Here is a 19,744-nt window from a genome sequence, read left to right as displayed (position 1 = left end):
GTCGCTGAAGCCCGCGAGCAGCGTGAGGGCGCAAAGCCGCCGTCATCTTTCAAATCTCCTCAGCACCTGTAACTCACTGGCACCGCAAGGTACCATCGAACAACTACACGCCCTTCCAACCTGAACGGTCGGGGCGCGCACTAACCACACGCGAACCGCTCCTCACCGAACCGGAACGCAGACGCCAGGCTCATCGCCGGCAGCCACCACACTCGACGCACGCACCTGCTGGCAGGGCATTTCCATTTCTGTTTCTGTCGAGTGAAAGGTGGCCCGCCATGCGCGCTCGCACCCTCCAGGCTCCAGCCCAGAGTCAACAATCTCCTCTCGGAACAGCGACAAGACCGCTCGGAGTTGCCCTCTCCGGCGAAGCCTTCGCCGTCTCCTATCTGCGCGTCTCTACCAAAGAGCAGGCTGAGAAAGGAGGCCAGGACGAAGGTTTCTCAATCCCTGCGCAACGGGACGCGAATCTGCACAAAGCCTCCCAGCTTGGGGCGGTCGTCATTGAAGAGTTCGTTGATGCGGGTGAGTCCGCGAAGAAGGCTGACCGGCCTGCCTTGCAGCGCATGATCCAGTACGTGAAAACCCACCGGGTCGCGTACTGCATAGTGCACAAAGTCGACCGCCTCGCACGAAACCGTGCCGATGACGTCGCCATCCACTTCGCCCTCCAAGAAGCCGGAGTGATGCTGGTCTCAGCGACGGAGAACATCGACGAAACCCCTTCGGGGATGCTGCTCCACGGCATCATGTCCACGATCGCGGAGTTCTACTCGCGAAACCTCGCCACCGAAGTCGTCAAAGGGATGACCCAGAAAGCCATGACCGGTGGCACCCCGTCGAAGGCTCCACTCGGATACCTAAACACGCTCGAACGCGACGAACTCGGCCGTGAGGTCCGCTCCGTCGCACTCGACCCGGAACGTGCTCCGCTCGTGAAGTGGGCCTTCGAAGCATACGCAGCCGGAAACTACTCACTGGCGAAACTGACCGCTGAGCTCTTGGGCAGAGGGCTCATCTCCGTGCCAAGCCCGCGACGACCTTCGAGGTCGATCCCGCTATCTTCAGTGCATCGGATGCTGCAGAATCCCTACTACAAAGGGGACGTCGTCTACCGCGGGGTCCGTTACGACGGTGCCCACGAACGGATCGTCGAGCCTGAAGTCTGGTACCAAGTGCAGTCCGTGCTCGCCTCGCACAACGCGTCCGGTGATCGCACGCAGAAGCACGACCACTACCTCAAAGGCAGCGTGTTCTGCCAGCAGTGCGGGGCGCGACTGATGGTAAACAAGACCAAAGCTCGCAACGGTGATATCTACCCGTACTTCGTCTGCCTCGGTCGTCATCGAAAGCGCACCGACTGCACGCAAGCAGCGATCCTGACGACCGACGTCGAAGCGCTCATCGTTGATTACTACCAGCGTGTGCAGATCACGCCGGCTACTCGGGATGCGCTGCGCGGCATGCTCCACCACGAACTTGACCGCCTCACTAAGTCCTCGTCAACCGAGGTCGCCGACCTCACTCGCAGGCGTGCAAAGAACATCACAGAGCAAGACCGGCTCCTCGAAGCGCACCTGAAAGATGCCTTGAGCTTGGAGCAGTTCGCGAAGTTCCAAGATCGACTCCGTGCTGAGGTCGCCGCGATCGATGACCGTCTTGCAGAGCACCACAACGACTACGCCGAAGCACGGCACCACATCGATGACTGTCTTGACCTTGCGGCCGACATTGGGCGGATTTACGCCGGGTGTGACGACCAGAATCGACGCCTAGCGAACCAGGCGTTCTTTACTCGCATCCGCATTGGCGAGCACAAAGAGATAAAAGGTGAACTGGCGAAGCCATTCAACGTAATCCTCGACCCGGAAGTGCAGCGCGGAGCGGCTGCGTGGAGCGAGCAGGGCGACGGAGCGGAGACCGACGGCCGAACTGCGACACGCACTAACGTGTCGCAGTTTCGAACGTCGAACATTGGGTGCGCCCAAAGGGATTCGAACCCCTGGCCTTCTGTTCCGTAGACAGACGCTCTATCCAGCTGAGCTATGGGCGCATATTCACCGTTTTGACCGGCGAACTCGAATAACTATACACAGGTTTCTGACACTCCACAAATCGGCGGTCTCCCTATGTTCGAGTATTAACTTCCTTGAAATTCCGCGGAAGTTACAGGGTGACGAAACATAGTTAGACCGGTCTACGTGACCTTACTCACATCAGATAAGATGGTTTTCTGCGAATTGGTGCGGATTGCAGGTCCATTCCGTCCGCTTTTACGCCGTAGATCAGCTAAACCTGGCGGAATCGAAGCATTTGCAGCAATAGCATCGATAGCACACGTATTCACCCAATGAAGGGAACGGATATGAGCGAGAGCTCCGATCAACAAGTCCTTGACGCTCAAGGGGCGGCACACACAACCCACGCCAAGCTGGCTGCATGGGTTGACGAGGTTGCCCAGCTGACAAAGCCAGACTCGGTCTATTGGGTCGATGGCAGCCAAGGGGAATGGGATCGGCTCACGCAAGAACTCGTTGACGCTGGAACGTTGACGCGACTTAACCCTGAGTTGTTCCCGAACTCGTTTGCAGCGTTCTCTGACCCTGCAGACGTTGCGCGCGTTGAAGAGCAGACGTTCATTTGCTCTGAGAAGGAACGCGACGCTGGCTTCACCAATAACTGGATGGAGCCTTCCAAGATGAAGGCCAAGCTCACGAGCCTCTTCGATGGCTCGATGCGCGGCCGTACCATGTACGTGATCCCATTCGTGATGGGCCACGTCGATGCTGAGGATCCTAAGTTCGGCGTCGAAATCACTGACTCCGCCTACGTTGTTGCTTCGATGCGCATCATGGCGCGTATCGGCACGGACGTGTTGCGCAAGATGGAAGAGCTGGATGCCTTCTTCGTGCCGGCACTCCACTCCGTTGGTGCACCTCTTGAAGAGGGCCAGGAAGACGTTGCGTGGCCGTGCAACACGGAGAAGTGGATTGTTCACTTCCCTGAAGAGCGCTCCATCTGGTCTTACGGCTCCGGCTACGGCGGAAATGCCCTGCTGGGTAAGAAGTGCTACGCGCTTCGCATTGCTTCTGTGATGGCTCGCGATGAGGGCTGGCTCGCTGAGCACATGCTCATTCTTCGCCTCACCTCTCCTGAAGGAAAGGCCTACCACGTTGCTGGCGCCTTCCCCTCGGCGACGGGCAAGACCAACCTCGCGCTCTTGCAGCCAACCATTCCTGGTTGGAAGGCAGAGACCCTAGGTGATGACATCACCTGGATCCGTTTGGGCCACGAGGGCGAAATGCGCGTCGTGAACCCTGAAGCTGGTCTCTTCGGTGTGGCTCCGGGCACGGGCTGGTCCACCAACCCGAACGCTATGAAGGCTATTTCTAAGGGCAACTCGATCTTCACGAACGTTGCTCTCACGGATGACGGCGGCGTGTGGTGGGAAGGTATGACGGACGAAGTTCCTGAGCACCTCACGGACTGGCGCGGCAATGACTGGACTCCGGAGTCCAAGGAGCCTGCTGCTCACCCGAACTCCCGTTTCTGCACGCCGATCGATCAGATCGACATGCTGGCTAAGGAGTACTACGAGCCAAACGGCGTTGAGCTCAACGCCATCCTCTTCGGTGGCCGCCGCAAGACCACCATTCCGCTCGTGACCCAGTCTCGCGACTGGTCCAACGGTGTCTTCATGGGCGCCACGTTGTCTTCTGAGACCACGGCTGCTGCTGCGGGTCAGGTCGGCGTTGTGCGCCGCGACCCAATGGCAATGCTTCCGTTCATCGGTTACGACGCCGGCGACTACCTCAACCACTGGGATCGCATCTCGCAGAAGGCTAACCCTGAGCGCCTTCCGAAGATCTTCTTGGTGAACTGGTTCCGCCGCACTGCCGATGGCGGCTTCGCATGGCCTGGCTTCGGCGAGAACTCTCGCGTATTGAAGTGGGCTATCGAGCGCATTGAGGGCAAGGCTGAGGCTATTGAGACGCCGATCGGTTTCGTTCCGGCTCCAGGCGCGCTTGACCTCAATGGTCTTGACCTCTCCGAGGACGCACTGCAGGACGCAACCCGTTTCGACGCTTCTGAGTGGGTTGACGAGCTTGCGAGCATCGAGGAGTGGTTCGCGAAGTTCGGCGATTCTTTGCCGGCCTCGCTTCAGTCTGAGCTTGCGGGCTTGAAGGAGCGCTTGGGCGCTAAGTAGTTCGCTTTTTAGTTAGTACGACGACGATGCTCGGCTCCCTGGGGCCGGGCATCGTTGCGTTGGGGTTGGGTAAGGGGATTTCTGCTCTCGGTCCCGGTTTTCGTGTCTTGGGTGCAAATACACCTAGGGGTAGGCAACAATATGGGGGTGGCGCTTCCTCATGTTCTCTTAGGTCTTCTTCAGCTCTCTCCCATGACGGGGTATGACTTGAAGAAGCACCTCGACACGTCTATCTCCCACCTGTGGAGCGCTGATAAAGCTCAGGTGTATCGCACGCTCGCAAGTCTGGTTGATGATGGTTTGGCCAACGTGAAGGTAGTCCGAGGACATAACTTTCCAGATCGGCAAGAGCATCACATTACGGACAAGGGTCGTGAGGTGTTGCGCGAGTGGCTGTTGGGACCGAATGAAAAACAAGCTGTCCGTGAGCCTTTCCTCATCCGCGTCTTTAACGCGGGCCTCTTGGAGCCGGAAGAACTTGAAGTGCTGTTCACCGCGCGCCTTCGCTCGCTAGAGGGCGAAATTGCTGAGTTTAACGCCGAACGCGAGGCACTCGGCGACGCCGCAGCACGAGCAGGAGATCGCCGCTCATTCCTGATGGCGGCCACGCTGGAGGCCTCCATCGTCAAGCTTGAAGCCGAGCTCAAATGGATCAAATCCACTATCAAGCAACTCAAGAACCTTCCCGTCTAGTTCTCAGAACCCACCCATTTTTGTTGCTGAGAACAATGGGCGGTTTTGCCATCCACTTGGGCCGAGGAACAGCTTCACTTGAGCTATATCGGCTGGATATTTGTTATATTTAAGTTAAATGTTACGCGCTCAGGACTCCAGATGGGCCCCTCCGAGCGGATCAATCAGCCTTTGACTAGGCGAAATGAATTGTTTCAACGGTTCGTTTGTGACGCGACTTTTTTCGGAAGCCTCTTGACTGGATTCTGCGTCTCTGTACTATCACCATATGAATGGCGTCACAAAGAGTGCGGGTCGGCTTACTGATTCGCTCGCTTCGAGTCATCCATTCCTAGTGCAGTATGCCTTGCGCGCGGAAGTGGTTGAGTTGCGCCGAGACGTTCCTTGGCATGCGCGGTTCATGGACTCGGTTTCCCTGAAGTAGGGGCAGGGCCGAATTCCTTTTCGTCTCGCGAGAATGGACTTGGCATTCCTTGCCCTTCCTCAGTATCCAACTTATATATAAAGATTTCTGCAGTAAAAATAGTCATTTGAACTAGTTCTCATTACTTTTCTTCTAGTCTTTGGCGGCAAAAGAGCCGTCGAAGACGAAGTTGTTGTACCCAAATCACCTCATCGGGCTAAGTCACTTTTACAAGCCATTTACTTTCGGAGGAATCATGAGCGAAACGGCGGCTCCACCACACGCGGTGGACATAGCGGTTACGGGCAAACCGGCGCTGAGAGTTGAGGGCTTGTGGAAAATCTTTGGCCCGAAAGCTGACAAAATTCTTGGCACCGAGAACCAGAGCCTGAGCCGGCAAGCCTTGCTAGGAAAAACTGGATGCCTAGCTGCCGTTCGCGATATCTCCTTTGACGTTGCCCGTGGCGAGGTCTTCGTCATTATGGGCTTGTCTGGATCCGGAAAGTCGACGCTTGTCCGTCTCTTGACGCGACTGATTGAACCCACCGCGGGCACCGTCCTGATCGACGGTGAAGACATCACGAAGGCCGGAAAAGAGAAGCTGCAAAGCCTCCGCCGAACTCACATGTCGATGGTCTTTCAGCAGTTCGGTCTCCTCCCACACCGAACGGTGACGGATAACGTCGCGTACGGCCTGGAAATCCGCGGCGAAAACAAGGCCAAGGGCCTGGCCCGAGCCCAAGAGATGATCGACCTAGTGGGCCTTTCCGGCTATGAGGCGTCCTTCCCCGACCAGCTGTCCGGCGGTATGCAACAGCGTGTAGGCCTCGCTCGAGCACTCGCTGTAGACCCCCAAGTGCTCTTGTTCGACGAACCTTTCTCCGCGTTGGACCCGCTGATTCGCCGGGACATGCAGGACGAGGTAGTGCGTCTGCACGAGGAAATGGGGAAGACCATGATCTTCATTACCCACGACTTGCAAGAAGCGCTCAAGCTGGGTGACCGAATTCTTATTATGCGCGATGGCGAAATCGTGCAGATCGGAACTCCGGCCGAAGTAGTCGCCAATCCCGCGGACGAGTACGTCCGCGACTTCGTTTCCGAAATACCCAAGTCCCATGTGTTGACCCTGGATTATGTGGTTCGACCACCTCGCGAGAATGAATCGCTCGACGGACCCATCATGCAATCGAACCGCATTGTGAGGGACGCAGCCCGTCAAGTTCTCAGCTCGGAGCATCCAGTGCGGGTGTTCAGAGGTGACCAGTTCTTAGGGCTAGTGGATGACGACGATATTCTCCGCGTCGTCGTAGCTGAAGAGGACGCGAAGTGAGTGTCATAGCCACCGGGCCGGCAGGTTCGAAGACGGTACAAGGCAAAGAGCCGATCACCTCTGAGACCAAAAATGGCGGCGCAGCAACGATTCCGGCTGCCAAGCGGCACAGGAAGTCCCTTCTTCTCGCCGCTGTTGTGGTCCTCTGGGTGCTGGTATGGATTGCTTTCCGAGGCGTCCAAACCCTTGAGCTTGGCGGTGCCGAAAGAACAGATTTCCATGTGTGGCTCAACGGTCTTCGTGACGCCTTTGATGCCTCGCGCGACAGCTCATTCTTCTTCCAATACGTGGTTACTCCCATCACTCAGGGCCTGAATGCGGTCGTTGAATTTCTGCAAAACCTCTTCAGCCAAGCTTCTGGCGGAAGGCCGGTGCCTCAAGTTGGCTGGCTCGGCGTCGTAGCCCTGTTGTCATGGCTAGCGTTTGCGCTGGCCGGCGTTCGTTCCATGCTTCTCGTTGCCGTCTTCACCCTGCTCTGTGGCTTCTTCGGCTACTGGGAAGAGAGCATCGATACGCTCATCATCACCTTCATCTCGGTGCTTCTCTGCGTGATTATCGGTATTCCAACGGGACTTCTCATGGCGCGCACCAAGCGGTTTTCCGCCATCATGTCGCCCATCTTGGACGTCATGCAAACGCTGCCGTCGTTCGCCTACTTGGCACCACTGGCGCTCGTTTTCGGAATCGGCCCGGCGGCCGCCGTCGTAACAACCCTCATCTATGCGTTGCCGCCGCTGGTTCGAATCACTGAACACGGAATCCGTGGTGTTTCGCCGAGCACGCTCGAAGCCGTCACCTCGATGGGTGCCACCCCCTGGCAGACGCTCAGCAAGGTCCAAGTGCCGCTGGCCAAACGAACCATCGTGGTGGGAATCAACCAGTGCACCATGGCCGCGTTGTCCATGGCGACGATCGCCGCATTGATCAACGGCCCGGGCCTTGGTGCCCCTGTGCTTCAAGCGCTGCAGGCCCTCGATGTTGGTTCGGCCTTCGTCTCTGGCCTGGCGATTGTTCTGATGGCCATCATGCTTGACCGGACCACTACGGCTGCATCGGAGCGATCCAGCATCGCGGCTCGAGTTCGCCGTGGCAGTAAGGAATCGCAAAAGCGAGGCGCGCAGCGTCGTCGTATGATCGTCCTGATTGGCGCAGTGGTAGCGCTCGTCGCCGTGTACCTTTCACATAATTACCTGACGCTCGCAAAGTTCCCTAGCTCTCCGAACTTCGGCAAACCTCTTGCCGCAATCATTCAATCGTTCAATGACTGGACCGTTGAAACCTTCTCCGGGGTGACGGAAGCATTCAAGAACATCACTACCGCGACGCTGGTCAACCCCCTGGAATCGCTCTTGGCACAGTCCCCTTGGTGGGTGATGGCCCTCGTGATCATTGCCATCGCAGCAATTGCTGGCGGATGGCGTGCGGCTGCTATCACCGTGGTGTGCGAGCTGGTGATCCTTGGAACGGGTCTATGGAACGAAACCATGAAGACTCTCGCGACCACACTCGTTGCCACCTTGCTGGTGGTTATCGTCGCCACCATACTCGGCGTCTGGATGGGGCGAAGCAAGCTAGCCGACTCCATCGTTCGTCCCATCTTGGACGCCTTCCAAACCATCCCATCATTCGTGTACTTGGTTCCAGCCCTGGCGCTTTTTGGACCGACTCGCTTCACCGCCATCGCTGCTGCGGTGGTGTACGGCGTCCCGATCGCCACGAAGCTCATCGCTGACGGAATCCGGGGTGTTTCGACCACCACGATCGAAGCAGCCCAATCTATGGGAACCACTGCCGGGCAAATGATCATGAAAGTTCAGTTGCCGATGTCTAGAAAGGCGGTCGTACTCGCAGTCAATCAGGGCTTGCTGTACGTGCTTGCAATGGTTGTTGTCGGAGGACTCGTTGGCGGAGGTGGTCTGGGCTACCTGGTGGTCTCCGGCTTCTCTCAAGGACAGCTCTTCGGTAAGGGCCTAGCGGCCGGCATCGCCATCACAGCACTTGGTGTCCTTCTCGATCGAATTACCAAATACGCAGCTTTCCGTACGGCTAGCTGACCGCTTTTTGTCTCAGGAGAATCATGAAAAAAATGACTAGCGCAAAATACGCTGCGATGGCCCTTGTCATCCCAGCACTAGCTCTGACCGCTTGCGGTGGCGGGGACATCTCGTCCACTTCGTCAACGGCAGCCGACGGCTCTGCAGACTGTGGAACCGTCAACATTGCCATCAACCAGTGGGTTGGTTATGAGGCAAATGCTCACGTGATCGGAACCGTTGCTAAGGAAAAGCTTGGCTGCGACGTCGAGTACAAGACGCTCAAGGAAGAAGTTGCCTGGCAAGGCTTCGCCAGCGGAGAAGTAGATGCCGTGGTTGAGAACTGGGGCCACCCAGATCTCGTCGAGAAGTACATCACCACTGAGAAAACCGCCCAAGACGCCGGTTTGACTGGCAACAAGGGTGTCATTGGTTGGTACGTTGCACCGTGGATGGCAGAGAAGTACCCGGACATCGTGGACTACAAGAACCTCAACAAGTACGCCGACCTCTTCAAGACCTCAGAATCTGGATCCCAGGGTCAGTTGCTCGACGGCGATCCATCGTTCGTCACCAACGACGAAGCTTTGGTCAAGAATCTGGATCTGAACTACAAGGTGGTTTACGCGGGTTCTGAGACGGCTTTGATTCAGGCGTTCCGTCAGTCCGAAAAGAACAAGACGCCGATCCTTGGCTACTTCTATGAGCCTCAGTGGTTCTTGGCGGAGTTGCCTCTCGTAAAGGTTGACCTGCCAGAGTATACGGAGGGCTGCGATGCTGACCCGGCTACGGTCGCGTGCGATTACCCCGAGTATGAACTCAACAAGATTGTCTCGACGAAGTTCGCAGAGTCCGGCAGCCCTGCCTATGACTTGATCAAGAACTTCCAGTGGACCAACGAGGATCAGAACACCGTGGCTCAATACATCACCGAGGACAAAATGACCCCTGATGAGGCAGCTGAGAAGTGGGTTAGCGAAAACCCAGACAAGGTCGAAGCCTGGTTGAGCTAGAACTTTGCTGAGCTGGCACTTTCTTGAGCTAGAACTTTGCGGGACTGGCACCTTCTTAAGCTAGAACGCTGGGAAAGCTAAAAACCCTGCGGATCGAGAAGCTCCCTTCAGACCCACCTGAAGTAAAACAACAGTGAGGCGAGGTGGATTGCGTCCAGAGAAAAGGCGGCAATTCACCTCGCCTCACTTCTTTCTTGAGGGGTTCCTGGGCAGCCGACCAGAGGTCTGGGTCCGAAGACTTCGTACTGATGTTGGTTGCCGGAACGCCCGCCTCAATAGCCGCCCAACTGTCTTCCCTGCGATCTGCGTGGAGTACCAGGACTTTGCGTTTCGAGTTGCGCTCGGCAAAAGCAGGCTGGAGCTACAAGAGCGGACAGTATCGACAAGAGCGGACAGTGTCGACAAGAGCAGGCAGTGTCGTCAAGAGCAGGCAAGATCGACAAGAGCCGGCAAGATCGACAAGGGCAGACAGGATCGAGGCGCTTGGCGTGCATCCGAGGCAGGCGGTGGACGTGACTATTGGAGCCGTCTCGTTCGCCGTCAAACTTGACCTCTCCGTTCGGGTTGGAGAGTTCCACAGGGTCTCAGGTCTCAGGCCTCGGGCCTCAACCCGGAATCGATTTGCCAAGTTAACGCCGTTGAGGAGCCAAGCACGGCGTTAACTTGGCAACTCACGGAGGAGGGCAAACGAAAACTGTTGGCAACCATGCCCTATAGCGAAGTTGCCAACAGTTCCCATAAGTCTTTAGGCGGCGAGCCAGAGGTCTGGGCCGAAGACTTCGTACTGAATGTTGGTTGCCGGAACGCCCGCCTCAATAGCCGCTGAGCGTATTGCGCGCATGAATGGAAGCGGTCCGCATAGGAGAATGTTGGCGTTTTCGGGGAGCTTCACGTCGCCAAGATTCATGAACCCTTCGGCAACATCCAGCGTCTCAGCAGCACCTTCGGCGTCCTCGAGCCACAACTGGAAGCGTGCATTCGGGAGCTTCTCGATGGACTCGAGCATTTGCTGCTTGAGGGCCCAGCTGTCTTCATTGCGGTCTGCGTGGAGCACCAGGATTTCGCGGTCAGAGCCGCGTGCGGCGAGGGCGGCCAAGATCGATGCGCTTGGCGTGCAGCCGATGCCTGCGGTCGCGATGACCAATGGTGCGGTCTCGTTCTCGTCTAAGACGATCTCGCCGTACGGGTTGGAGAGCTCCACGACGTCGCCGACGTTGAGATTGCGGTGCAAGAACGGGCTGACTTCGCCTCCCTCATCCAGTTTGGTGGTGAACACGCGCTCTGTGGAGGAGTAGATGCTATCTGAGAGCGTGTACTGGCGCGCCTGGCGAAGTCCGTCTTCAAGGCGAACGCGTACGGACACGTATTGGCCCGGCTTGGCGACGGTGACTGGGGTGTCATCGGCAGGGGTAAGGCGAAATTCGATAGCGCCGTCACTGACTGCGGACTTGGAAGTGATCTTCCAGTCGGCCCACATCTTGTCATTGGCTTGCTCGGCGTACAGTCCCTTTTCGATCTTGATGAGAGCGTCTGCCATGAGCCAGTAAACCTCGGTCCACGCTTCGGCGACCTCTGGAGTTACGGCATCGCCAAGGACCTCAACGATGGCAGCAAAGAGGTTTTCGTAAACGATGGGGTACTGCTCTTCAACGATGCCGAGCGAGGTGTGTTTGTGGGCAATGCGTGAAAGCACCTTTTCCGGAAGGGTGCCCGGGTTGTTCACGAGCATGGTCGCAAAGGCGGCAATCGAACCGGCGAGCGCTTGCTGCTGGGTGCCGTTCTTCTGGTTGGCGCGAGAGAAAACGCCATCGAGCAACTCTGGTCGATTCGCGAACATCCGTGCGTAGAAACGCTTGGTGATTTCGGGCAGGTTCTCGCCAACCACAGGCAAGGTGGCTTCGATGATGGGACGGGACTGATCGGAAAGCATGATGACTCCTTCAAAGTATCTTGCATTTGTTATGCAAGATTTAGAATCATTTCTACTCCCCGTAGAAGTTGAGTGCAAATTGAGCGTCAACGACTGACGCAATGCTTCAAAAAGAGGAGGCGATAACGCGAGTTGGTGACTAACGAAACGCCTGAAATTCTCTAGAGTCCTTCATCTTCACGACGTCGGATGGCTGGGAAGGGGAGTGCACCAAGGGTTTGTGTGGCGGATAATTCGGCGACACTCAAACCGTCCAGCTCGCTATAAAAGGCCTCGCGCGCACGGTTGAGCGCGCCGCGCAAGCGGCATCCGGCGATGAGCGGGCACACGTGATCGCCGGAGACGCAGTCCACAATGTCCGGCTGATGATCAAGGCTGCGAAGCAGTTCGCCTACCGTGAGCTGAAGCCCTGCAGCGGTGATGCGAGCGCCGCCCACACGTCCTCGGGCGACCTCCAAAGCCCCGCGTTGGCGTAGCTCAAGGACGGCCTTGCTCACGTGGTTGTAGGGAATCCCGATGGCTTCTGCGATCTCCCGGCTGGTCAGTTGCGACTCCGGCTGGGCGCCCAACAGCATGAGGGTGCGCAGGCACACGTCTCCAAAAGCGTTGAGTTTCACGCTTCTATTCTCTCGCGGGCAGGCAAATGCGGCATCGCGCAAGAAAAGTCGCAAGCAAAGGCGCCGGTCAGACTAGGCGTTTAGTCGGTCCAGACGAGGCGTTCGGCGCTGTCCACTTGAGGCTCGTCAAAGACCCACTCGGCGTCCTCTTCTGCGGGCGCGGTGTAGGCGGACACGGCACCCACGGCGCCGCCGTCGCGGTGTTCTGCGTTGACGTGGATGGCGTCGCGGTCTTCCTCTAGCAACGTGACATCAGAGATCAGCGCCACCGCGAGGTAGAGGTCTTCCTGTTCGCGCATGAGCGCCACCAGATCATCCATCATCGCGTCGGCATCCAGATCCGCATCCGGGTTTTCCGGATCCTCGGTGGGCTGGACGGCCAGCAAGCGAAGCTCGCCAACGGTAGCTGCGTCGTCGTCCTGTCCTGAATTTTCCGCGGCGGAAATGCCCGGCTTCTCCAGCGCAATTCCGAAGGGCAAGAATGCGCCCGCGGACTCGAGTTGCTCGCGGGCCACGCCGAGGGCGGTTCCCATGACTTTGTCCAGGTCAGCGATGGCTTCGTCGTTCAGTTCCGCCAAGCGGTTCTCTGGGGAGGATGGCTGCTCGGAATGATTCACGGGTGTTCCTTTATGAGATTTTTTCAGTACGACGACGCAGGGTTGCGTTAGGCGTTAGCCTTCGTTGCGGACGACGGCGAGGACCTGATCGCGTACGCGTTCCATGGTCTCGCGGTCCTTCGCCTCACCATTGAACCGCAGGAACGGCTCAGTGTTCGACGGGCGCAGGTTGAACCAGAAGGAACCGTCTACTGCGGAAACGGTGGTTCCGTCCATGGATTCCACCGTGACGTCCTGACCCAAGCACGCATCTAGCACGCGGGAGACGGCGGATTCCTTGTCCTGGACTTCGGAGTTGATTTCACCGGAGGCTACGTACGGCTCGTATTCGTCAGCGAGCTGGGAGAGCGGCTGATCCTGAGCGCCGAGCGCGGCCAGAACGTGCATCGCAGCAAGCATGCCGGTGTCCGCGTTGAAGAAGTCGCGGAAGTAGTAGTGCGCGGAGTGTTCGCCGCCGAAGACGGCTCCCTCGGCAGCCATGACTGCCTTGATGAAGGAGTGGCCCACGCGGGTCACTACTGCGCGGCCGCCGTCCTTTTCCACGAGTTCAGGCACCGCGCGGGAGGTGATGAGGTTGTGAATGATGACAGGGGTCTCTTCGCCGAGCGCCTTCGCGCGGGCGATCTCGCGGCGTGCCACGAGGGCGGTGATAGCAGAAGGCGAGACGGGGTCGCCGTTTTCGTCGATCACGAAGCAGCGGTCGGCGTCGCCGTCGAAGGCTAGACCAATATCTGCGCCGTTTTCCTTGACCGCAGCCTGCAGATCGCGGAGGTTTTCTGGCTCCAGCGGGTTGGCTGGGTGGTTCGGGAAGGTGCCATCGAGCTCGAAATACATCGGGACGATCTCGAGCGGAAGAGCAGGAAGGATCGTGTCACCCAAGACGGCGGGGGTTGTCATGCCGCCCATGCCGTTTGCTGCGTCCACAACCACCTTGAGCGGGCGAATGCCGGAAAGGTCCACGAGGTCGCGCAAGTAGGCCGAGTAATCTGCGAGCACGTCGATGTGCTCAATAGTTCCGTGCGGGCCCTCGCTGATGCTTGGGATTTCTTCGCTGGAATCGAGGTAGCTCTGCGCCGCGTCGCGGATCTCATACAGTCCCGTGTCAGAAGAAACGGGGATGGCGCCAGCCTTGGCCATCTTCATGCCGTTGTACGCGGCAGGGTTGTGGCTCGCGGTGAAGACCACGCCCGCTGCTTCCAAGGTGCCGCACGCGAAGTACAGCTCATCCGTGGAGATCAGACCCAACATCTTGACGTGAGCGCCACGCGTGACGGCGCCGTCAGCGAAGGCTTCCGCAAACTCAGGGGAGGAAGGACGCATGTCGCCGCCTACCAGGACAGTCTGGCCGGAGAGCCCAAGGACATCAACGAACGCTGCACCCACGGCCCGAACGGTCTCAGCGGTGATGGATTCGCCCACGATTCCACGGACGTCGTAAGCCTTAAAGGACAGGGAAAGATCAATGGAAGTCACAAGTTTCATCCTAGTGGCGCGCCACCGATTTCCCCGATTATTCCGGGCTTTCTACACTTAAAGAGTGGAAACTCTCTTGTGGGTCCTAGTGCCCCTGCTCATTTTGACCCTGCTGTACTTCTGGTTGCAGTCTGTTCGCAAGAAGAATGCGACGCAGATGGCGGCAGCAATGACGCCCGAACGCGCTCGAGAAGCCGCATCAGGGCTCAACGCACAGCAGCATCAAGAGGTGTACCGAATGCTGGCTCGCGGCGAGCTCATCCAAGCCGCGCAGGCTTACCACAACGCCACGAAGTCCGGCTACAAAGAGGCTCTCTACGCGGTGCAGGCAATGGCCAAGTTCCCGCAGGAGTTCCGGCCACAGACTGGCGTCGCTGCAGAGTCGAGCCCAGCCGAATCCGCACCTCGAGCCTCCGCTGCAGAAACTACGGAAACGCCAGATAACCTCGAGGATTTGGGAATCATCATCCCCTCTGATTTGTCCGGACTTGAAAACCTGCCGTCCAATCCGAATGATCCAGAACGCCGCTCCAACGGTGAAACGGGCACGGATTCTGAGACCCCAAACTCGGACGACGACTCCAAGCGCTAGAGATCGCGCAACAACAAAGTACAAACAGTAAAAGCGCGCTCCTTCGCTACGGCGTTGGTGCGCGCTTTTACTGTTTACGGCAGCTGAACGTCTTAGGTCAGCTACACGTCCGTTGTCCTGATTAGGCCCTTTTCTTCGGCAACAACAAAGATGCGGCTGCGGTGGCGCCCGTGACCGTCCAGACTGCCGGCCAGGCGCCGATCTTCTTCGCGAGCGGGTGTGAACCGCCGAACGCACCGAGGTACAACACCGTCAATCCAATGGCAGCGGGAACTCCGGCGTCCTTCTTCCAGAACGCGAACGCGCCGGCGCCAGCTGCTGCCAGAACAGCGCCGCCGAGCGGACGGTTTTTCGTGGCGCGAGCCGTGGCGAAACCGCCCAAGAGTCCTGCAGTGGTGAGTGCGGCAGCTGGAAGCGAGGCCATGATTTCCTTACGTTGAGGGGCTTTTCGAGTCTTCTCATTTTCGCATCATCAAACTCTCATCTTCGGCTCATCTGGGGTTTTTACCGTTGATTTGTCAGCAAAACATCAGGAGAGCCGCTCCGAACAGGGGTAGCCAAGCACTTGGGAGAAACGATGACTTCAACGCTTATGGACCTCAGCTCGAACGCCTTTGACGGTGAATACCGCGAGCCCATCGCTCCAGCCCGTCTGGCTCGCATTCCCAAGGCGTACACCACGCGCTTCGTGGCCGAAAGCATCAACCAAGATGCCACCGGTTACCACCTTCTTTCCGGTGACAGCATCAAGCCGCAAGCAGGCGACGTCGTCATTGCCCGCGTGACCGAAATCGGTAAGCACGCCCGCCTTGAAAGCCCCGTGTCCCGCCGCCAGTTGCTGTTCCCCGGCCAGGAAATCATGGTGGCCTACGGTAACCGCTACGCTCCGGACCAGTTCTTGGCGTACGTGCCTGAATCCCTTGAACCTTGCTCGTTGATCGCCGGCGGCGGCATCGCAGGAGCGGTCAAGGAGATGCACGCGAGCATCGACGCTGCCACCGCCATCGAGCCGATCGGTCTTTTGGCGGACGAACAGGGCGTCGTGAACCTGTCCCGCTTCGCACCGTTGTCGGTGGATGCGCCATCAGTTGCGGTAGTCAACGCCGTCGGATCCGCCCGCCCTCGCGTCATCGCGGTCCTCGGTACGTCCATGAACTCCGGCAAGTCCACCACGCTGGGCTGCCTCGTCAACGGACTCACGAACGCCGGCTTGAACGTTGCCGCAGGCAAGGCCACGGGCACCGGCGCCGGAAATGACCCAAACCTCTTCCACGACGGCGGCGCCACCCGCGTCGTTGACTTCACCGACTTCGGGTACCCCACCACGTTCCTCCTGGACTACGAGACCGTCCGCGGACTTCTCTCCTCCATGATCCAAGAGCTTTCCGCAGCTGTGGACGGAACAGCACCAGACGTCGTCGTCATTGAAATCGCCGACGGTGTCTATCAGGGTGAAACCTCGCGCTTGCTCGCCGATCCCATTTACGCCTCGCTCGTGGACGCCACGATCTTCGCCGCCGCTGATGCGCTCGGAGCTGTCGCCGGCCTCGACGTGCTGCAGCGCGCCAAGGTCAACGTTGCCGCAGTATCCGGTCTCGTCACAGCATCCCCACTTGCCAGCGCGGAAGCGCAGTCCGTCCTGCCGGTCCAGCTCATCAACACCTACGACCTCTGCAACGCAGAAGTAGCGCAGGGCATCATCGACGATCTCGCGGTTCGCGCCTAACGAGGTAGACATGAGTGAAAATCCACAGTTGCCCCGACTCTTAGCAGGGGAGCGGCGGCGAACCTTCGCAGCCCTGCTAGCCGTAGCCTTCGCGGGTGCTGCGTGCGCCATCATCGCGGCGCTCACGGTAGGTCAGCTGGTCTCCGGGCACACCGGTTCAGGCCGGCTGGCGGGCAACGTGGGCGCGCTCGCGGGATTCATTTCGGTTCTCGCGGGCAGCGTGTTGGGCGTGGGCATCACCAAGTATCTCGAGCGCGTGCTCGCCGAGCGCTTGGGTCAGTCCTACGTCCACGAGATCCGTGTGCTGTTGCTCCGGGCCGCGCTCGGTGGAGGACGCACTCCGTCCCTTGGCATCACGATTGCGCGGTCCACCAACGATCTGAGCAGCATCCGCAACTGGGTGTCCCAGGGCTTAGTTCCGCTCATCGCCGCGGTGCCGCTGGTGCTCGCGACGATAGCGTTGTTGTGGGCGCTCTCGTGGCCGCTCGGTGTGACGGTGCTGGTGTTGATGCTGATCCTGTGCGCGATTCTGGCGTATTTGGCGAAGCCCGCCCTTGAACGGGCTCGCGAGTTGCGACGCCTGCGCGGCAATCTCGCCGCACGCATTAGCGACACCATCCGCGCGTCGGAAGGCATTCGCGCCGCTGGCGGCACGGACCGCGAAATCCGCAACCTTGACCGTAGCGGTGCGCGCGTGATGGGTGCCGCGATCGATAGGGCGCGTGTGGCCGGTTCTTTGCGTGGTTTCTCCATGACGACGCCGCTGCTCGGCTCCGCAGTCATCGCCGGCTTGGGTGCCACGGGGGCAATCGACGTAGCTACCATCTCCACGGCGCTCATGCTCTTGGGCTTCGTCAGCGCACCGGTGAGCGAGCTCGGTCGCGTGGTGGAATACCGGCAAAACTTCAACGCCGCCCGCCGCATCATCGGCCCGGCGATCGCTCCGGTTCTTGCTGAAGCTTCCGAACCCAAGGTGGAGCTTCTGGACAATCTTGAGGCGGCCACGGCCCTCGCAGCCTGGGATGTTGACGACTCCGAAGGCGGCCGCGTGGTCATTCGTGGACTGCGCGTGGAGGGAACCCGAGTTCCTCCGCTCTACGCCGAAGAAGGCGAACGCATCTTGGTCAACGCCAGCACGCAGGGTCGCATCGACGAACTGTTCAGCACGCTCTCCGCCCCTCTTTCACCCCAGCTAAGCGGTTCCGATCAGCCAGTTTGGTCGCTCGCTGTTGATGGCAAGGAACTGAACGGTGCCAGCGGAAAGGAGCGGCGTCGTCGTACTGGATATGCCGCAAGCGGCGTCCCGCTCGAACGCGGCACCATCGCCCGCGCCGTCCGATACCGCCGGCCGGACATGTCCGCGCGGCGCACCACCGAGGCGCTCGCAAGCGTAGGACTCTTAGAACGCGTGCGCGCTCTGCCCGACGGGGAGAACACGCAGCTGCGCCGCGGCGGATTGCCGCTGGATCGCAGCGAAGTCGCGCTCCTGCACGTCGCCCGCGCGTCCCTCGGCAACCCGGCCATGCTGTTGCTCAAGAACATCGACTCGGACCTGACTGAAGCTGGCCGCGACGTGTTGCGCGAGATTCTGCGGGACTACCCGGGCGTGGTGATTTTCGCGAGTACGCGGCCTGGGGATGTTTTGGAGTCGTGGCGTTCGTGGAACGTGGACGCTCCGGCTCAGGTGGCGGTGACCGTCTAGCCCTGTTCCAGTAGCTGTTTGAGGCGGGCGAGGTCTTCGCGGACCATGTCAGCGTCACGCTCGAGATCAGCATCCGAGGTGCCCGGCAGACGGTGCAGCGTGAAAATCACTTCGCTGCCGGTGCCGTTTGCCAGAACGCGCAGGGGATTGTGGACTGTGGTGCCGTCCGGGAGGATCACGTCGTGATCCAGGATGCCGTGTTCTGGGACATCGTTCTTCTTGGGGCCGGTGAAGCGGACCTCCACGACGCCCATGGGCGAATCCGTGATCCACTTGACGCCTTCTTGACGGATGCCGGCGCTAAGCCCCGCCGCCCATTGCGGAAGATTGGCAGGATTGCCCGCGAACTGGGTAACTTTCGCGGGCTCAGCGTCGATGCCGATGCAAATGTGGTGAGCTGGATAAAGCATGAGGCTAGTCCAGCACATCCTGCCGCTGATTCGCGCGAGGTGTAGGACTATGCCGCCTTTGCATTCTCAGGGCCGATGCAGGGAGCGTTTTCGCAGGTAATGTCTCCAACAACACTGACAACGCATGGGTGCAACTCGAGTGCCGATGCTCAATGGAAAGTGATTGCCCATGAAATTCGTGGCCCTATTTCGAAACCTCAACCTCGGACACAAAGGTAGCCCGTCAAGCGCCGAACTTCTTGCAGCCTTCGGCGGTCCGGGCTCAGCCAGCAATTTCCAAACCAACGGAACTGTGGTCTTCGAATCGGCTGACCTGGAGTCCACAAAAGAGCTCGCCAAATCTCAACTCGCCGAGCTCGGCTACCACCACAGTTATGTTGTCCTCACCCTCGCGGACCTAGCTGAAATCTCTGCACAATCGCCGGAAGTTGATCCGGTCGAAAACGTCTACCGCGTCATGGTGTCGTTCTTTGACGCCACCAAAACCCCAGTGCTTACAACACCTGTGCGCAGTCGTGACAACTTAGTGGAAGTCCGCAGTATCTCAACGAATCATGCGTGGAGTCTGTGTTGGAAACACAAGAGTAGCGTCGGAGACGTCACTGGATTTTTAGAACGACAGCTCCAAGTGCCTGTTACCTCACGGACCAGTGGAACAGTGGAGCGGCTCGTCAAGAAGTTCCGTGAGAGCTAGAGCGACGAGGGCGTCAAGGCGTCAGAAATAGCCTGGAAAACAGCTGTGGGCCCGAGATCGAAATCCCGGACCCACTAGGGCTTTTTGACGAAATCGTCAAAAATTTCGCGGAGACGGGGGGATTTGAACCCCCGGTCCAAGTTTCCCCGGACCCTTCATTAGCAGTGAAGTCCATTCGGCCGCTCTGGCACGTCTCCAGCACGCTTACGCGCCAGTCAAGCCTACCGGATAGCTACCCCAAGACTCAAAGTGAGATCTCTCAAGACGGAAAGTATCCGGAAAGTCGGCCCAATTTCAGGCG

The 19,744-nt window shown here is 58.8% G+C and carries 16 protein-coding genes, 2 tRNA genes and 1 pseudogene; 10 read left to right on the top strand and 9 right to left on the bottom strand.

The window, feature by feature from the left end; translation table 11 throughout:
* Nucleotides 1-278: 278 nt before the first annotated feature.
* Nucleotides 279-1,358: pseudogene (locus HD598_RS13730) on the top strand (recombinase family protein); the annotation flags it as partial.
* Nucleotides 1,359-1,502: 144 nt separating this feature from the next.
* Here the strand turns inward: HD598_RS13730 and HD598_RS13725 are convergent.
* The gene (locus HD598_RS13725) at nt 1,503-1,700 is read right to left on the bottom strand and encodes a hypothetical protein (protein WP_271394420.1); all 198 of its coding nucleotides are present in this window, start codon (nt 1,698-1,700) and stop codon (nt 1,503-1,505) included.
* A 279-nt stretch (nt 1,701-1,979) separates the two neighbouring features.
* Nucleotides 1,980-2,053, bottom strand: a tRNA-Arg gene (locus HD598_RS05455).
* Between the two features lie 312 nt (nt 2,054-2,365).
* On the opposite strand from HD598_RS05455, the gene HD598_RS05450 reads away from it, so the two are divergent.
* From HD598_RS05450 to HD598_RS05430, 5 genes are all read left to right on the top strand, one after another.
* Entirely contained in the window at nt 2,366-4,207 is a 1,842-nt protein-coding gene (locus tag HD598_RS05450; protein ID WP_071894172.1) for a phosphoenolpyruvate carboxykinase (GTP), read from the top strand.
* 147 nt (nt 4,208-4,354) lie between these two features.
* Nucleotides 4,355-4,900 carry a PadR family transcriptional regulator gene (locus tag HD598_RS05445; RefSeq protein ID WP_183664352.1) on the top strand — a complete coding sequence of 182 codons (546 nt, stop codon included), beginning with the start codon at nt 4,355-4,357 and terminating at the stop codon, nt 4,898-4,900.
* Nucleotides 4,901-5,559: 659 nt separating this feature from the next.
* Nucleotides 5,560-6,636, top strand: a complete 1,077-nt coding sequence (locus HD598_RS05440) for a quaternary amine ABC transporter ATP-binding protein (protein WP_183664350.1) — start codon at nt 5,560-5,562, stop codon at nt 6,634-6,636.
* Nucleotides 6,633-8,690, top strand: coding sequence for an ABC transporter permease (locus tag HD598_RS05435; RefSeq protein ID WP_221244599.1), 2,058 nt, complete (start codon nt 6,633-6,635; stop codon nt 8,688-8,690). The genes HD598_RS05440 and HD598_RS05435 overlap by 4 nt, the downstream gene beginning before the upstream one ends.
* Nucleotides 8,691-8,722: 32 nt before the next feature.
* Entirely contained in the window at nt 8,723-9,682 is a 960-nt protein-coding gene (locus tag HD598_RS05430) for an ABC transporter substrate-binding protein (protein WP_183664348.1), read from the top strand.
* Between the two features lie 745 nt (nt 9,683-10,427).
* Here HD598_RS05430 and HD598_RS05425 read toward each other — a convergent pair.
* From HD598_RS05425 to HD598_RS05410, 4 genes are all read right to left on the bottom strand, one after another.
* Entirely contained in the window at nt 10,428-11,612 is a 1,185-nt protein-coding gene (locus HD598_RS05425) for a globin domain-containing protein (protein ID WP_183664347.1), read from the bottom strand.
* Between the two features lie 161 nt (nt 11,613-11,773).
* Nucleotides 11,774-12,229: an RrF2 family transcriptional regulator gene (locus tag HD598_RS05420; protein ID WP_183664345.1), complete on the bottom strand. Its 456-nt coding sequence runs from the start codon at nt 12,227-12,229 to the stop codon at nt 11,774-11,776.
* Between the two features lie 80 nt (nt 12,230-12,309).
* Nucleotides 12,310-12,846: a hypothetical protein gene (locus HD598_RS05415; protein ID WP_183664343.1), complete on the bottom strand. Its 537-nt coding sequence runs from the start codon at nt 12,844-12,846 to the stop codon at nt 12,310-12,312.
* Between the two features lie 54 nt (nt 12,847-12,900).
* Nucleotides 12,901-14,319: a phosphomannomutase/phosphoglucomutase gene (locus tag HD598_RS05410; RefSeq protein WP_311538966.1), complete on the bottom strand. Its 1,419-nt coding sequence runs from the start codon at nt 14,317-14,319 to the stop codon at nt 12,901-12,903.
* Between the two features lie 64 nt (nt 14,320-14,383).
* Here HD598_RS05410 and HD598_RS05405 point away from each other — a divergent pair, with 64 nt between their 5' ends.
* Nucleotides 14,384-14,911 (top strand): hypothetical protein, encoded by a 528-nt coding sequence (locus HD598_RS05405; protein ID WP_183664339.1) that lies wholly within the window; start codon nt 14,384-14,386, stop codon nt 14,909-14,911.
* Nucleotides 14,912-15,032: 121 nt separating this feature from the next.
* Here HD598_RS05405 and HD598_RS05400 read toward each other — a convergent pair whose 3' ends face one another.
* Complete coding sequence (locus HD598_RS05400; RefSeq protein ID WP_183664337.1) at nt 15,033-15,335, bottom strand: hypothetical protein; 303 nt, start codon at nt 15,333-15,335, stop codon at nt 15,033-15,035.
* Nucleotides 15,336-15,488: 153 nt separating this feature from the next.
* On the opposite strand from HD598_RS05400, the gene HD598_RS05395 reads away from it, so the two are divergent.
* Both HD598_RS05395 and HD598_RS05390 read left to right on the top strand, forming a co-directional pair.
* Nucleotides 15,489-16,637, top strand: coding sequence for a DUF1611 domain-containing protein (locus tag HD598_RS05395; protein WP_183664335.1), 1,149 nt, complete (start codon nt 15,489-15,491; stop codon nt 16,635-16,637).
* A 10-nt stretch (nt 16,638-16,647) separates the two neighbouring features.
* Nucleotides 16,648-18,339, top strand: a complete 1,692-nt coding sequence (locus HD598_RS05390; RefSeq protein ID WP_183664333.1) for an ABC transporter transmembrane domain-containing protein — start codon at nt 16,648-16,650, stop codon at nt 18,337-18,339.
* Here the strand turns inward: HD598_RS05390 and HD598_RS05385 are convergent.
* Nucleotides 18,336-18,749, bottom strand: a complete 414-nt coding sequence (locus HD598_RS05385; protein WP_183664331.1) for an SRPBCC family protein — start codon at nt 18,747-18,749, stop codon at nt 18,336-18,338. The genes HD598_RS05390 and HD598_RS05385 overlap by 4 nt on opposite strands.
* A gap of 169 nt (nt 18,750-18,918) precedes the next feature.
* On the opposite strand from HD598_RS05385, the gene HD598_RS05380 reads away from it, so the two are divergent.
* Nucleotides 18,919-19,443: a DUF1697 domain-containing protein gene (locus HD598_RS05380; protein ID WP_183664329.1), complete on the top strand. Its 525-nt coding sequence runs from the start codon at nt 18,919-18,921 to the stop codon at nt 19,441-19,443.
* A gap of 108 nt (nt 19,444-19,551) precedes the next feature.
* On the opposite strand, the gene HD598_RS05375 is transcribed toward HD598_RS05380, so the two are convergent.
* Nucleotides 19,552-19,640: transfer RNA gene (locus tag HD598_RS05375), tRNA-Ser, on the bottom strand.
* Nucleotides 19,641-19,744 lie beyond the last annotated feature (104 nt).

The organism is Neomicrococcus aestuarii (assembly GCF_014201135.1).
GTDB classification, from domain to species: Bacteria; Actinomycetota; Actinomycetes; order Actinomycetales; family Micrococcaceae; genus Neomicrococcus; species Neomicrococcus aestuarii.
Note: the sequence above shows the minus strand (reverse complement) of the source record. Positions and strands in the feature narration are given on the sequence as shown.